Source organism: Pseudomonas sp. CBZ-4, from assembly GCF_000346755.1.
Taxonomy (GTDB): domain Bacteria; phylum Pseudomonadota; class Gammaproteobacteria; order Pseudomonadales; family Pseudomonadaceae; genus Aquipseudomonas.
Genome location: NZ_ANNV01000175.1, coordinates 147,302 through 160,900 on the forward strand (window position 1 = coordinate 147,302; position 13,599 = coordinate 160,900).

Genomic DNA, 13,599 nt, shown 5'->3' on the forward strand with positions numbered 1-13,599 from the left:
CAGACTGATAAGAGTATCCCCATGCCCCAACCTTCACTGCCGGCGCTTGCGTCCCGGCTCTCCTGGCTGATTTCGCCGCTGGCCTTGCTTGGCCTGTGGGCCTGCGTCACGGCGGCCGGGGTATTCCCCCGGCAGTTGCTGGTGCCGCCCGCCCAGGTGTGGCGCACCTTTGCGCTGCTGCTGGAGAATGGCGAGCTGTTGGACCACTTGCTCACCAGCCTCGCCCGCCTGGGCTGGGGCCTGGGCATTGGTGCGGCGAGCGGATTGCTGTTCGGCTTGCTGATGGGTTTGTCGAAAACCGTGGAAGCCTATTGCGGGCCGCTGTTCCATAGCCTGCGGCAGATCCCCAGCCTGGCCTTGATTCCGCTGTTGGTGCTGGTATTCGGCATCGATGAAATCTTCAAGATCGTCATCGTCGCCGAAGCAGCTTTTTTCCCGCTGGCGTTGGCCACCAGCCAGGGCGTCAAGGGCATTCCCCGCAGCTATTTCGAAGTGGCGGCGGTGTATCGCCTGCCCTGGCTGAGCCTGGTCAAGGCTGTGGCGTTGCCAGCGGTGACGCCGCAGATTGTCACCGGCCTGCGCATCGGCCTGACCCGCGCCTGGGTGGTGTTGATCGCCGCCGAACTGCTGGCGGCCGACAGCGGCCTGGGGCAGATGATCGAGATGGCGCGGCAGATGTTGCGCATCGACGTGGTGATGGTCGGCATCGTCGTCACCGGTCTGGTCGGCTTCGCCCTCGACTGGTCCCTGCGCCGCCTTGAACGCCGCTTGCAGCGCTGGCAACCGACGCGGGTGGCGCCATGAAACGCCTGCTCCGCCACGCCCGTGGCGCGCTGTTGCCGCTGCTGTTGCTGGCCGCCGGGGAATTTGCCTCGCGCCAGGGTGCCAGCGGCGCCTACGCCGTGGTGCCGTTGGCGCAGGTGGTGGCCGGGTTGATGGAGATCGTCGGCAACGGCGAGCTGCTGACCAACCTGCTCGCCAGCCTGCTGCGCACCAGCCAGGGCCTGCTGTTTGGCGTGCTTGCCGGCACCCTGATCGGCGCGAGCATGGCGTTGTCCGCCTGGGGCGAGCGCTTGATTGCACCGCTGTTCCATAGCCTGCGCCAAGTGCCGATGCTCGCCTGGATTCCCTTGATCGCGCTGTGGTTCGGCAATGGCGAAAGCTCCAAGGTGCTGATCATCGCCCTGGCCGCCAGCTACCCGATGGCCCTCAACACCTTCGAAGGCTTGCGCCAGGTGGACGCGCGCCACCTCGAAGTCGCCCAGGCCCTGGTCCTCAGCCGCCGTCAACGCTTTGCCCTGGTGCTGCTGCCGTCGGCACTGCCCAGCCTGTGTACCGGCGTGCTGCAAGCGATTGCCTTCGCCTGGGTCACGGCGGTGGGCAGCGAACTGTTCCTCTCGGCCGGCCCCGGGCTGGGCAACCTGATGATGAATGCCGAAGCCGGCGCACGCATGGAGATCATCCTGCTGTGCGTGATCAGCATCGCCGCCCTGGGCTACGGCATGAGTCTGTTATTCACCTGCCTGAGCCGCTACCTGCTGCGCTGGCGCCCCTGATTCTGGAAGGCTTGGACATGACTGCAATCGCACCGGACATTGTTTCCCTGACACCCCACACCCTGCCCGGCGCCCTTGAAATCAAAGGGTTGAGCAAGGACTACAGCCTCAAGGGCCAGCGCCTGCCCGTGCTCGACGGCATCGACCTCAAAGTCGCCCCCGGCGAGTTCGTCAGCATCGTCGGCCCCAGCGGCTGCGGCAAATCCACCTTGCTGCGGCTGATCCTCGGCCTGGACAACGACTACCGCGGCCAGATCCTCCTCGACGGCCAACCCGTCACCGGCACCAGCCTCGACCGTGGCATCGTGTTCCAGGACCATCGTCTGTTCCCGTGGATGACCGTCAGCCAGAACATCGCCCTGGCCCTGAAAAACCACCGCCTGAGCGCCAAGACCAAGCAGCAGTTGGTGGACGAACACATCGCCAAGGTCAACCTCGAAGGCTTTGCCGACGCCTACCCGCACCAACTCTCCGGCGGCATGGCCCAACGCGCCGCCATCGCCCGCGCGTTGATCAACACGCCAAAAGTGCTGCTGCTCGACGAACCCCTGGGCGCCCTGGACGCCCTCACCCGGGTGTACCTGCAACAGGAACTGCAACGCATCTGGGTCAAGCAGCGGTGCACGGTGATCATGGTCACCCATGACATCGAAGAAGCGCTGTACCTGGGGGATCGGGTGATTGTGATGCAGGCGCATCCGGGCAGGATTCGGCGGGAGATTGCGGTGGGGTTGCCCCATCCGAGGGATCATCTGTCGCCAGAGTTGCATGGGTTGAAGGCGCAGTTGCGCGCTGAGTTGCTAGGGGAACATCAGGCCTGACACTGCCAACCCTGTGGAAACAGGCTTGTGTGGGAGCGGGCTTGCCCGCGATGGCGGACTGTCAGCCAATACCTCTGTTGACTGATCCACCGCTATCGCGGGCAAGCCCGCTCCCACAGGGGGGATGGTGTTGGGTCAGTCAACCTTGACCGGATACCCGCCAATCGGCGGCAACTCGCCGATCTTCTCCAGCCGCGCCCGCACAATATTGCGGCTGATCCCCAGCAACCGCCCCGTCTGCAACTGGTTGCCATGGCAGAACTGGTACGCCGTGCGAAACACCTGCTCCTCGATATGATCGAACAGGTTGTCCAGGTTCTTTTCGAACAGACTGATCAACGCCGACTCCAGGTCAGCGCCGGCCGCAGGCAGCGCCTGGATCTCCTGGCGCACCGCCGCACTCATTTCCACCAGATGCAAATCCCCCGGCTGGATCAACTGCTGGCGGCACACCAGCAGCGCGTGATGAATGGCGTTTTCCAGCTCACGGATATTCCCCGGCCAGTTATGCGCCAACAGCTTGCGCTCGGCCTCGGGGCTCAGTTGCGCGCTGCTGTAGCCCAGGCGCCGGCAGTGTTCGGCGACAAAGAATTCGGTGAGCGGCAGGATATCTCCCGGGCGCTCGCGCAGCGGCGGCAGGCGGATGGTTGCCACGTGCAGGCGGTAAAACAGATCCTCGCGAAAATTGCCCGCGACCACCGCATCCGCGAGGTTGATATTGGTCGCTGCCACCAGCCGCACGTTGATCGGAATCGGCGTGCGCGAGCCCAGGCGCACCACTTCGCGCTCCTGCAACACCCGCAGCAATTTGACCTGCATGCCCAACGGCAAATCGCCGATTTCGTCGAGGAACAAAGTGCCGCCGTTGGCCGCTTCAAACCAACCGGCCTTGTTCTGCGTGGCGCCGGTGAAGGCGCCCTTCTCATGGCCGAACAGTTCGCTCTCGACCAGGGTTTCGGGGAACGCGCCGCAGTTCACCGCGACGAAGTTGGCCTGGCTGCGCCGGCTCAGGTTGTGGATCTGGCGCGCGACCAATTCCTTGCCGGTGCCGGTCTCGCCGATGATCAGCGCGTTGGCTTCACTGGGCGCCAGGCGCTCGATGCGGTTGAGCAGTTCCTGGGAACGGGGGTCTTTGAAAACCAGTACGGTGGCCCGCACCGTTTTGCTCAGTTCACGGGCGTTGGGGTGGGTGAGCAATGACATCTTACGGTCCTGTTTCCAAAGTACTTGGGCGCCATAGTGAACCAAGCCGCATAGATAAAATAATTATTAATTGGCATTTGAATATTCCAATAAAACATATGAGATTCACTGCTGCTGGAGCAGCAATCCATCAGCAACGAGGCGCTGCTGATTCAGCAAAAGCCCCCTCGAAAACGCCGTAAAACCCCGGAAACAGTGGATAGGGGCGCCTGGCATGCATTCTGCGTTGTCCCTCGGCATCTGTCGTTTGAACCCCGAGGCTTTTGCATGAATTTGACCCGCCCCCTCCCCGCGCTGCTCGCCGCCTTGCTCGTCGCGCCCCTGGCCAGCGCCGTTGAAATCGACCCGCAACGGTTGAGCCAACTGGACCAGGACATCCAGCGCGCCACCCCGCAGTTGATCGAACTGCGCCATGCCATCCACCAACATCCCGAGCTAGGCAACCGCGAATTCGAGACGGCCAAACGCGTCGCTCAGCGCTTGCGTGAACTGGGGCTGACGGTGCAGACCGAAGTGGCCCACACCGGCGTGGTGGCGATCCTGCGCGGCGGCAAGCCCGGCCCAGTGGTGGCGATCCGCTCCGAGCTGGACGCGCTGCCCGTCACCGAGCAAACCGGCCTGCCCTACGCCTCCACCGTCAGCGTGCCCTACAGCGGCAACGACTTCAGCCAGGCCGGCAAGACCGTCGGCGTGATGCACGCCTGCGGCCATGACGCGCACATCGCGATTGTGCTGGGCGTGGCCGAGGTGCTGGCCAAGCACAAGGACAGCCTGCCCGGTACGGTGAAATTCATCTTCCAGCCCGCCGAGGAAGGCGTGCCGGTCGGCGAGAAAGGTGGCGCCCGCCTGATGATCGAACAAGGCGTGCTGGCCGAGCCGGCGCCGCAGGCGATTTTCGGCCTGCATGTGGGGCGTGGCGTGTCCGGTTCGCTGTCCATCAGCCGCGAGCGCACCACGGCAGCGGCCGACACCTTCGTCGCCACTGTGACCGGCGCGCAAACCCACGGCGCCTTCCCCTGGGCCGGCATCGACCCGATCCCCTTGGCCGCGCAGATCGTGCTCGGCTGGCAAACCATCCCGAGCCGGCAGATGGACCTGGTGGCGCTGCCGGCACCGGTGATTTCCGTCGGGCGCATCGACGCCGGCGTGCGCAGTAACATCATCCCCGCGCAAGTGCGCCTGGAAGGCACCGTGCGCACCTTGAGCCAGGCCCAGCGCGACGACGTGATCGAACGCCTGCGCCGCACCGCCAGCAAGATCGCCGAAAGTGCCGGCGCCAGCGCCAGCATCGACGTCACCCCGACGTACCCGGCGGGCTACAACAACAGCGCGCTGGTGGATGCCTTGCTGCCCCAGCTCAAAGCCTCATCCAAGCTGCCGGTGGACATCGAATCCGGCGTCTACGCGGCGGACGACTTCGCCGAGTACTCGCGCAAGATCCCCGGCGTGTTCTTCGGCCTCGGGGTGACGCCCGATGGCATCGACCCGGCGCACACCTGGCCCAACCACTCACCCAAGTTCCTGGTGGACGACAACGCGCTGCCGGTGGGCGTGCGCGCGCTGTCCCGCGTGACCCTGGCCTATCTCGTCAACAATGGCTTTGGAGCACAACCATGAAGCTTGCCTGCAAACGCCTGATCGCCGCACTGGCCTTGATCCCCGCGCTCAGTGCCTTCGCTGCCGACACCCCGAGCAGCGTACGCATCGGCATCGTCTCGTTCACCCAGGGCGGCAAGCCGGTGTTTGGCGGCATTCCCGGGCGCGTGATTGAAGAAGGTTGGTTGGAACAGCAGCTGAAGCAACGCGGGGTTGCCCTGGAGTGGCAAGCCCTGCCCCACGCCAATGCCGGCCCGCAGATCAACGAAGGCTTCTCCAACAACGGCCTGGACTTTGCCGTGCGCGGCGACCTGCCGTCAGTGATCGCCCTGGCCGGTGGCGTGCCCGGCAAACTGGTGGTGCCCGGCGGCAGCGGCAACAACATCTACCTGGTGGTACCCAAGGATTCGCCCGCGCAGTCCATCGGCGACCTCAAGGGCAAGCGCCTGGCCCTGCACCGTGGGCGGCCGTGGGAGTTTCCGTTCAGCCAGTTCCTCGCCAGCCAGGGTTTGGCGCTGAAGGACTTCAAGATCGCCAATATCAACCCGCAGGTCGGCGCGGCGGCGGTGTCGGCGGGCAAGGTCGATGCCGCCGTGCTGCTCAGCGAGGCCTATCTGCTCGAAGACAAGCAGGTCGGCCGGGTGCTCTGGTCCAGCAAGCAAGGCGATGCCGACTGGCGCCTGGCCTCGGACCTGTGGGGCACCGAACGTTTTGTCGACGACCAGCCGCAACTGACCCAACTGGTCGCCACGGCCTGGGTCAAGGCCAGCCAATGGTTGGCCGATGAGCACAACAGCGCCGAGTACTACCGCTTCTCCTCCCTGGCCGGCACCCCGCAAAGCGTGTTGCGCCGTGATGATCAGGGCGACCCGGTGCCGTGGGTGCAGCGCTGGGCACCGAAGACCGATGCGCAGTTGCTCAAGCACTTCGCCGCACTGTCCCAATACGCCCTCGACAACCAGTTGATCAGCAGCCAGCCCGACTTCAGCCAGGCCCTGGCCACCCGCTTCACCGACCAGGCGATCCGCGACCTCGGCCTGATCGACCTGTGGCCCAACCTCAAGGCCCAGGTCGAACGCGCCCGCTAACTTTTTCCAGGAGACTGCTTGATGAGCATCGACTTTTTTACCCGCCTGCCCCTGCATGGCGAAACCCAATTCCTCCCAGGCGACCCGCGCAACCGCGGCGACTGGCAAGCCCCGGAAAACAACAGCGGCGCCGTCTCGGACTTCGCCGTCGGCGACCCGTTCACCTACATCGACTACCTCGGGCAGATCGCCCGTGCCGCCGAGATCAACCGCTTCAGCGGTGTGCTGATGGTCAACGCGCCCAGCGGCGAAGAACCCTGGACCGTCTGCTCATTGCTGGCTCGGGAAACCCGCACGCTGAAATTCGTCAGTGCGTTCCAGCCGTTCCATTTCTCGCCGTTCGTGGCCGCGCAGATGGCCGCCACCTACCAGCGCGCCAGCGGCAACCGCCTCGTATGGAACATCATCAACGGCGGCTCCGAAGTGATGCAGCGCCAGGTTGGCGACGTCACCGGCCACGACGACCGATATGCGCGGGCCAGCGAGTTCATGGATGTGGTCAAGGGTTACTGGAACAACGAACAGTTCCACTACGCCGGGCGCTACTACAGCGCCGAAGGCGGCGGCCTGCGTGGCCCGCAGAAAAAAGCCGAGCTGCCGCTGATCTGCACCGCCGGCTCTTCCGAAGCCGCCCGCGAATTCGCCGCCAAACACGCCGATTACTACCTGATGCGTGCCGAGCGCCCGGAAGAAATCCGCGCGCTGATCGACGACGTGCGCCGCCGCGCCGTGGCCCATGGCAATGGCAACCTGCGCTTTGGCTTGTCCGTCGATGTGGTCACCCGCCCGACCGAGGAAGAGGCCCGTGCCGAGGCCCGGCGCTTTTTCGACGAAGGCGTGGCCAAGGGCGTGGTCCAGCAACTGGCGGCCCACGACGGCCTGCGCTCGGCGCGCAAGCTCGGTTTTGAACACGAATACGCGCAAAAACAAGCGCCCGGGTTCGATGACTTTTTCATCCACCCCACTGTGTGGTCCGGCTTCGGCTATATCGGCGTGCCGCCTGGCGTGGCGCTGGTGGGCAGCTACGCCCAGGTGATCGAACGGATTCACGAATACAACGCGGTGGGCATCGAGCTGTTTTTCCTCGCCGGCTACCCGCACCTGGAAGAAAACTACCGCCTGGGCGAACACATCCTTCCGCACTTCCGCCACCTGCGCCAACCCGCAGCGCGGCAGCCGGCCCAACCCAACGAACAGGTGGCGTGATGGACCCGACGTTTTTCAGCCGCCGGCGTTTTCTCGGCAACAGCCTGACCCTCGGTTCTGGCCTGGTACTCGGCAGCAGCCTGCTCAGTGCCTGTGGCGACGGCGCCGCACCGCAAGCCCTGGCCAACAACGCACCGAGCGGCCCGCAGTACGGCGGGCGCCCGCGCCTGGGCGTGATCGACGGCAGCCGCAGTGGCAACCTCGACGCCCATAAACCGGTGGGCAGCGGCATCATTCGCGGCTTTGCGCTGTACAGCAAACTGTGGGAATGGGACGAAAACATGCTGCCGCGCCTGGCCCTCGCCGAAGAGGCCGAAGTCAGCTCCGACGCACGCACCTGGACCCTGCGCCTGCACAAGGACCTGGAGTTCCACCACGGCAAGACCATCGACGCCGATGACCTGGTGTTCTCCATCCGCCGCCTCACCGACCCACAACTGGCCTCGCCCTACGCGGCGCTGCTGCACTGGATCGACCGCGACAACCTGGAGAAACTCGACAACCGCACCCTGCGCGTACGCTTCAAGGACGGCGCCGGCTTTGTGCCGTTGCCGGAAACCTGGGTCAACTTCGGCGGCATCGTGCCGGTGGACTATCACCCGGTGACCAACCCGGTGGGCGCCGGCCCCTACAAACTGAAGAGTTTCACCCCCGGCCAACGCTCGCTGTTCACCCGCTTCGAGAACTACTACAAGGCCGGCAAGCCCTACGCCGATGAATTGGAAATCATCGACTTCAAGGACCAGACCTCACGCCTGGGCGCCCTGCAATCCGGGCAGATCGACCTGGCCAATGGCTTGGCCAACGAGCACCTGCGCCTGGTCGAGGCCAACCCGAAGTTGCAAGTGCTGACCTCGGTCACCGGCAACTGGCTGACCTTCGACATGAACCTCAGCCAGGCACCGTTCAACGACCCGCGCGTGCGCGAAGCCTTTCGCCTGATGGCCGACCGTGAAGAACTGGTGGCCCGCGCCCTCAACGGCCAGGGCCGCGTGGCCAACGATCTGTATGCGCCCAACGACCCGACCTTCGACCACAGCATCCCGCAACGCAGCTACAACCTGGAACGCGCCAAGGCCTTGCTGCGCGAAGCCGGCCAGGAGCATTTGAGCGTGGAACTGGTGGCCGACCAGGACAGCGGCGGCGTCGGCTCGGCGCTGGTGTTCGCCGAACAGGCCAAGCGGGCCGGCGTGGACATCCGCGTGCGCCAGGTCGACAGCGCGACCTTCAACGGCCCGCAACTCACCGAGTGGCCGCTGAGTACCGGTGGCAGCATCGGCGCGCCGTTCCTCACCTGCGGGCTGCACTCCGACGCGCCGGTGTCGGTGGCCAACAAGACCCACTTCAGCGACCCGCGCTTCGACCAGCTGTTCCTCGAGGCGCTGGCCCAACCCGACCTGGAAAAACGCCGTGTGCTGGTGCACGAAGCCCAGCAGATCCAGCATGACAAAGGCGGCATGCTGATCTGGGGTTACGCCAACCTGCTCGACGGCATCGCCCAGCGCGTCGGCGGCGCCCAGGCGGAAAAAACCCTGTTCCCGACCTGGCGCTTCGACAGCCTGTGGCTCAAGGAGCCGGCGTGAGCGGGCTGGCACGGCGCCTGTTGTCCGCGCTGGGCAGCGTGCTGCTGATCAGCGTGCTGGTGTTCCTCGCCATCCGCCTGCTGCCGTCCGACCCGGCGCGGGTGATCCTCGGGCCGGGCGCGCCCGAGGCGTCGTTGCAGGTGCTGCGCGAACAGTTGGGCTTGCATTTGCCGCTGTGGCAGCAATACCTGCACTGGCTCGGCGCGGCGCTGCGCGGTGACCTGGGCCTGTCCCTGGACTCCCAGGTGGCCGTGACCCAACTGCTGGGCCAACGCTTCGCCAACTCCCTCGCGCTGCTCATCCCCGTGGCCCTGTGCAACCTGCTGCTGGCCGTGGGGCTGGGCACGCTGCTGGCCCTGTACCGCGACCGCTGGATCGACCGCCTGACCCTGCCCCTGCTGGTGATGTTCAAATCATTGCCGGGGTTTGTGCTGGCGATCGGCTTGATCATGCTGTTCGCCACCAGCCTGTTCACCTGGCTGCCGGCGGTGTCGCTGCTCGACCCGGAACACTCGGCGTTCACCCAGGGCCGCTATCTGGTCCTGCCCGTGGCCGCGCTTGTATTGGCGAGCGCGCCGTACCTGATCCGCCTGGTGCGGGGTGCGATGATCGAAGCGCTGCACAGCGACTACCTCGAAGCCGCCCGCCTGCGCGGCCTGCAACCCTGGCGGCTGGTGCTCGGGCATGCCTTGCCCAACGCCGTGCTGCCGCTGATCCAGGGGCTGGCGCTGACCCTCAGCGTGTTTTTCAGCAGCACCTTGCTGGTGGAGATGGCGTTTACGTATCCGGGGGTCGGCAGTTTGCTCAACGACGCGATTCGCCTGCGCGACGTGCCGGTGATTCAGGCCGGGGTGAGTGCGATTGCGGCGTTTGTGGTGGGGGTGAATCTGCTGGCGGATGGGCTGGCGAGGCTATGCGTGCCCAAACTGCGCACCCAACACCTCTGACTACATGGGATCAAATCTGTGGGAGCGGGCTTGCCCGCGATGGCGGTGGGTCAGTCAAGCATATTTCGGCTGACACACCGCAATCGCGGGCAAGCCCGCTCCCACAGTTTTTTTGTGTCATTGAGACTTGAGTGTCATCACCCGATCCGCAATCGCCCGCACCACATTCAAATCATGGGTGACAAACACCAGCGCCATCCCCTCCGCCTGCAACCCCCTTAGCAACTCCAGGATCGACGCCTGCACCGACACATCCAGCGCCGAGGTGATCTCATCGCAAATCAACAACCTCGGCTCGCACACCAGCGCCCGGGCAATCGCCACGCGCTGGCGCTCGCCACCGGACAAACTGCCGGGATAGGCATCGGCAAGGGCCACGGGTAACGCCACGCGGCTCAAGGCTTGTTCGATACGCTCGCGCAATGCCGCGCCGCGCAGGCCGAAGAAGTGCCGCAGTGGCGTGGCCAGGCTTTGCGCCACGGTGTGACGCGGGTTCAAGGCACGCAGGGGGTTCTGGAAGATGTACTGGATGCGCCGCCGTTGCTCGGACGAGCGTGCGCCAACCTCGAGATTCAGCGGCGCACCCGCAAATCGCAGGCGCCCTGCTGCCTCTTGTGCCAGGCCGACCAGCGCGCGGGACACGCTGCTTTTGCCGGAACCCGAGGCGCCCACCAAGGCCAGGCATTCGCCCCGGCGCACGTGCAGGTTCACCCCTGCAACCACGCGCCGTCCGGCATAACTCACCGCCAGCTCATCGACCTCCAACAACAGCGGTTGCTGCGACAGATCCTCCAGCGGCCGCGCCGCCAGCCTTGCCGCCGCCAGCAAGCGTTGGCTGTACGGGTGTTGCGGCTGGCGAAACAACTGCGCGGTCTCGGCGCATTCCACCACCCTGCCGGCGTACAGCACCATCACCCGGTCGGCCAGGGACTCGACCACCCCCAAATCATGGGACACGTACACCGCCGCCACACCCTGGGTTTTGCACAACTGGCGCAAGGCGGCCAGGAAGTGCGCCTGGGTGGTCACGTCCAGCGCCGTGGTCGGTTCATCGAGCACCACCACCTGCGGGCGCAGGATAAACGCCAGGGCGAGCAATACGCGCTGCTGCTGGCCGCCGGACAATTGATGGGCAAAGCGCCTGAGAAAGTCTTGGTCATCCGGCAACCCCACGTGCTGCAAGGTGTCGCGCAGGCGTTGCTGGCGCGCCGTCCGCGACAGCTGTGGCGCATGGGCGGCCAGGGTTTCCTGCAGCTGGCTGAGGATGCGCAGCGCCGGGTTCAGCGCCATCGCCGGGTCCTGGGGAATATAGGCGATCACGCCACCCCGGGCCTGGCGCAAGGCTTCGCCCTGCAAGCCGAGCAGATCGCAGCCGGCGACCAGCACCTGCCCGCCACTGATCCGCGCGCCCTTGCGCACATGGCCGAGCAACGCAGTGGCCAGCGTGGTCTTGCCCGAGCCGGACTCCCCCACCAGGCCGAGGATTTCTCCCGCCTCCAGCGCAAAATGGATATCAGCCACCACCGCCTTGCCGCTGTCCAGTTGCACCCGCAGGTCCTGCACACGCAGCAACGTCATGGTGTGTGCTCCAGTACCCCGGCGCGCACCCGGCCGATGCCTTCGGCGAGCATGTTGCTGGCATAGGCGAACACGCCGATCAGCAGCGCCGGCACCAGCACGGCCCAGGGTTGCAGGACCAGCCCGCCCTGGTTCTCGCTGATCATCAGGCCCCAATCCGCCGCCGGCGGCGCCACGCCGTAGCCGAGAAAACTCAGCCCCGACAAGATGCCGATGGCCCAGGTCAGCATGCTGCCAAAATGCACGAGCATGGGCGTGAGGATATTCGGCAGCACTTCGCGCAGCAGCAGGTGACGGCGCGGCAGGCCCATGGCCCGCAGCACTTCGATGAACTCCTGCTCGACCACGGCCTGGGTGCTGGCGCGGGTCTGGCGGATCATGCCGGGCAGGAACGCGAAGGCCACCGTCAGCACGATCAACCACGGCTCGCGCCCCAGCAGCGAGACCACCAGCAGCACCAGGATCAGCTCGGGAAACGCCAGGGACAGGTCGGCGCTCCAGCGGATCAAACGGTCCAGCGGCCCACGGGAAAACCCCGCCAGCAATCCCAGGCCTGCACCCACCAGCAACGCCAGCAGCGCGGCGGCCAATGACATCCATACCACGCTCCAACCGCCCACCAGCACCCGTGACAGCACGTCATGCCCGAGGTAGTCGTAACCCAGCGGCGCGCCCGCGCTGGGCGCGCCGTACACCGGGCCGAGCAGTTCACTCGCGCCATGGGGCGCCAGCAACGGCCCGGCCAATGCCAGGCCGATCACCAGCAGGCTCAGGCCGGCGCCCTGGCGCACTTGTCGGTTGGCGGCCAAGGCACGCCAAGGTAAGCACAGCATCGGGCTCACCTCGCCGACAACAACGGGATGTCGAAACCGTGATCCAGCTCCAGCAACGGGAACAGCAGATCCGCCACGCGCTGCGCTTCATCGATCAACGGATAACCCGAGAGGATGAACGCCGACACGCCCTGCGCCTGGTACTCACGCAAACGCTCGGCCACCTGGGTGGCGCTGCCCACCAGATAGGTCCCGGCCGCCGGACGCAGGATGTCGAACCCAAACAGGCTCGGCCCGACCCACACGTTGGGGTAGATCTCCAGTTCCCGTGCGGTGGGCAGACGGCCTTCGCGCAGGGTTTGCAGGTTGCGTTGCACCTGGGGATCGTCGCTGACGTAGGTCTCCAGGGTTTCGCCCGGGGGCAACTGCGCGGCCACGCCGTCGAGGGCGGTTTGCAGGGAGGTGCGTTGCAACAACAACTCGGCGTGGGCCCACGCTTCCTCTTCGGTCTCGCGCACGATGATCTGCAAGCGCGTGCCGAACCGCAGGCGGCGCCCGCGCTTGGCCGCTTCGGCACCGACGCGGCGGAACTTGTCCCCCAGGCGTGGCGGCGTGTCGGCAAAGCTCAGGTACACGTCGAGCAGGTCGGCCGAATGGGCCACGCCGGCGTCGGACGTGCCGGCGCCCCAGAACTCGATGGGTGTGGATTGCGTCGGCGCCAGCCAGCCGCCCAACGGGTGATTGGCGTCTGCCGGATCGCGCGGCGCCAGGTTGATGTATTTACCGGCAAAGCCCTGGGTTTCACCGGCGTAGACACTGCGAAAGGCCCGCCAGTAGTCGCGGCTGAAGTCGTAGCGCTCGTCGTGGGGGAAATGCACGCCCAAGGCCGCCAGGCCGCTGTCATCGCCATTGACCAGGTTGAGCAGCAGACGCCCGCCGGAATACTGGTCGAAGCTCAACGCCCACTTGGCCAATACCGCTGGCGACAGTTCGCCGGGGTACTGCGCAATCAGAAACCGCAGGCGTTGGGTCGCATCGATCAAGGCGGCGGCCGTGGCCAGGTTGGAATTGGGGCTGGTGCCCAGCAGCGAGCCGTAATAGCCAAGACGGTCGGCGACCACGGCAACCTGCTTGAGCTGTTCGAAACCGGTCACCCAGCGCCCGGCCGCTTCCCACGGGTACGGGCCATCGGGGGGGGTGAGGTACCACAGGAGTTTGATCGTCATGTTTTGTCTCTCCAAAAAAGGC

General features: G+C 65.7%; 12 protein-coding genes. 8 read left to right on the forward strand and 4 right to left on the reverse strand.

The features are described from left to right. Nucleotides 1–21: 21 nt before the first annotated feature. The 3 genes from B348_RS0128080 to B348_RS0128090 are packed head-to-tail and all read left to right on the forward strand — an operon-like array spanning nucleotide 22 to nucleotide 2,377. The gene (locus B348_RS0128080; RefSeq protein ID WP_017739350.1) at nucleotides 22–804 is read left to right on the forward strand and encodes an ABC transporter permease; all 783 of its coding nucleotides are present in this window, start codon (nucleotides 22–24) and stop codon (nucleotides 802–804) included. Continuing rightward, complete coding sequence (locus B348_RS0128085; protein ID WP_017739351.1) at nucleotides 801–1,556, forward strand: ABC transporter permease; 756 nt, start codon at nucleotides 801–803, stop codon at nucleotides 1,554–1,556. The genes B348_RS0128080 and B348_RS0128085 overlap by 4 nt, the downstream gene beginning before the upstream one ends. A 17-nt stretch (nucleotides 1,557–1,573) precedes the next feature. Further along, nucleotides 1,574–2,377: an ABC transporter ATP-binding protein gene (locus B348_RS0128090; RefSeq protein WP_017739352.1), complete on the forward strand. Its 804-nt coding sequence runs from the start codon at nucleotides 1,574–1,576 to the stop codon at nucleotides 2,375–2,377. A 135-nt stretch (nucleotides 2,378–2,512) separates the two neighbouring features. On the opposite strand, the gene B348_RS0128095 is transcribed toward B348_RS0128090, so the two are convergent. Then, nucleotides 2,513–3,580 carry a sigma-54-dependent Fis family transcriptional regulator gene (locus B348_RS0128095; RefSeq protein WP_017739353.1) on the reverse strand — a complete coding sequence of 356 codons (1,068 nt, stop codon included), beginning with the start codon at nucleotides 3,578–3,580 and terminating at the stop codon, nucleotides 2,513–2,515. 267 nt (nucleotides 3,581–3,847) lie between these two features. On the opposite strand from B348_RS0128095, the gene B348_RS0128100 reads away from it, so the two are divergent. Genes B348_RS0128100 through B348_RS01000000130390 form a run of 5 tightly spaced genes read left to right on the forward strand, consistent with a single transcriptional unit; the run spans nucleotide 3,848 to nucleotide 10,000 of the window. Then, on the forward strand, nucleotides 3,848–5,197 hold the full coding sequence (locus B348_RS0128100; RefSeq protein ID WP_017739354.1) for an amidohydrolase: 1,350 nt from the start codon (nucleotides 3,848–3,850) through the stop codon (nucleotides 5,195–5,197). After that, nucleotides 5,194–6,264 (forward strand): ABC transporter substrate-binding protein, encoded by a 1,071-nt coding sequence (locus B348_RS0128105; RefSeq protein WP_017739355.1) that lies wholly within the window; start codon nucleotides 5,194–5,196, stop codon nucleotides 6,262–6,264. Before B348_RS0128100 ends, B348_RS0128105 begins: the two co-directional genes overlap by 4 nt. Before the next feature lie 21 nt (nucleotides 6,265–6,285). Then, a complete protein-coding gene (locus B348_RS0128110) occupies nucleotides 6,286–7,470 on the forward strand; it encodes an LLM class flavin-dependent oxidoreductase (RefSeq protein ID WP_017739356.1) in 1,185 nt (394 codons plus the stop codon). Beyond that, entirely contained in the window at nucleotides 7,470–9,053 is a 1,584-nt protein-coding gene (locus B348_RS0128115) for an ABC transporter substrate-binding protein (RefSeq protein WP_017739357.1), read from the forward strand. The genes B348_RS0128110 and B348_RS0128115 overlap by 1 nt, the downstream gene beginning before the upstream one ends. Further along, nucleotides 9,050–10,000, forward strand: coding sequence for an ABC transporter permease (locus B348_RS01000000130390; protein ID WP_017739358.1), 951 nt, complete (start codon nucleotides 9,050–9,052; stop codon nucleotides 9,998–10,000). Before B348_RS0128115 ends, B348_RS01000000130390 begins: the two co-directional genes overlap by 4 nt. Nucleotides 10,001–10,117: 117 nt before the next feature. Here the strand turns inward: B348_RS01000000130390 and B348_RS01000000130395 are convergent, their stop codons facing one another. From B348_RS01000000130395 to B348_RS0128135, 3 genes are read right to left on the reverse strand one after another with little or no spacing between them, the layout of a single operon-like run. After that, complete coding sequence (locus B348_RS01000000130395; RefSeq protein WP_017739359.1) at nucleotides 10,118–11,578, reverse strand: ABC transporter ATP-binding protein; 1,461 nt, start codon at nucleotides 11,576–11,578, stop codon at nucleotides 10,118–10,120. Then, nucleotides 11,575–12,411, reverse strand: a complete 837-nt coding sequence (locus tag B348_RS0128130) for an ABC transporter permease (RefSeq protein WP_017739360.1) — start codon at nucleotides 12,409–12,411, stop codon at nucleotides 11,575–11,577. Before B348_RS0128130 ends, B348_RS01000000130395 begins: the two co-directional genes overlap by 4 nt. A 5-nt stretch (nucleotides 12,412–12,416) precedes the next feature. Then, complete coding sequence (locus B348_RS0128135) at nucleotides 12,417–13,577, reverse strand: LLM class flavin-dependent oxidoreductase (RefSeq protein WP_017739361.1); 1,161 nt, start codon at nucleotides 13,575–13,577, stop codon at nucleotides 12,417–12,419. Between the last annotated feature and the right edge of the window lie 22 nt (nucleotides 13,578–13,599).

What these genes read in the sequence shown, in the direction of transcription:
- B348_RS0128080 (WP_017739350.1), top strand. Translation starts at nt 22, where the DNA reads ATGCCCCAACCTTCACTGCCGGCGCTTGCGTCCCGGCTCTCCTGGCTG.
- B348_RS0128085 (WP_017739351.1), top strand. Translation starts at nt 801, where the DNA reads ATGAAACGCCTGCTCCGCCACGCCCGTGGCGCGCTGTTGCCGCTGCTG.
- B348_RS0128090 (WP_017739352.1), top strand. Translation starts at nt 1,574, where the DNA reads ATGACTGCAATCGCACCGGACATTGTTTCCCTGACACCCCACACCCTG.
- B348_RS0128095 (WP_017739353.1), bottom strand. Translation starts at nt 3,580, where the DNA reads ATGTCATTGCTCACCCACCCCAACGCCCGTGAACTGAGCAAAACGGTG.
- B348_RS0128100 (WP_017739354.1), top strand. Translation starts at nt 3,848, where the DNA reads ATGAATTTGACCCGCCCCCTCCCCGCGCTGCTCGCCGCCTTGCTCGTC.
- B348_RS0128105 (WP_017739355.1), top strand. Translation starts at nt 5,194, where the DNA reads ATGAAGCTTGCCTGCAAACGCCTGATCGCCGCACTGGCCTTGATCCCC.
- B348_RS0128110 (WP_017739356.1), top strand. Translation starts at nt 6,286, where the DNA reads ATGAGCATCGACTTTTTTACCCGCCTGCCCCTGCATGGCGAAACCCAA.
- B348_RS0128115 (WP_017739357.1), top strand. Translation starts at nt 7,470, where the DNA reads ATGGACCCGACGTTTTTCAGCCGCCGGCGTTTTCTCGGCAACAGCCTG.
- B348_RS01000000130395 (WP_017739359.1), bottom strand. Translation starts at nt 11,578, where the DNA reads ATGACGTTGCTGCGTGTGCAGGACCTGCGGGTGCAACTGGACAGCGGC.
- B348_RS0128130 (WP_017739360.1), bottom strand. Translation starts at nt 12,411, where the DNA reads ATGCTGTGCTTACCTTGGCGTGCCTTGGCCGCCAACCGACAAGTGCGC.
- B348_RS0128135 (WP_017739361.1), bottom strand. Translation starts at nt 13,577, where the DNA reads ATGACGATCAAACTCCTGTGGTACCTCACCCCCCCCGATGGCCCGTAC.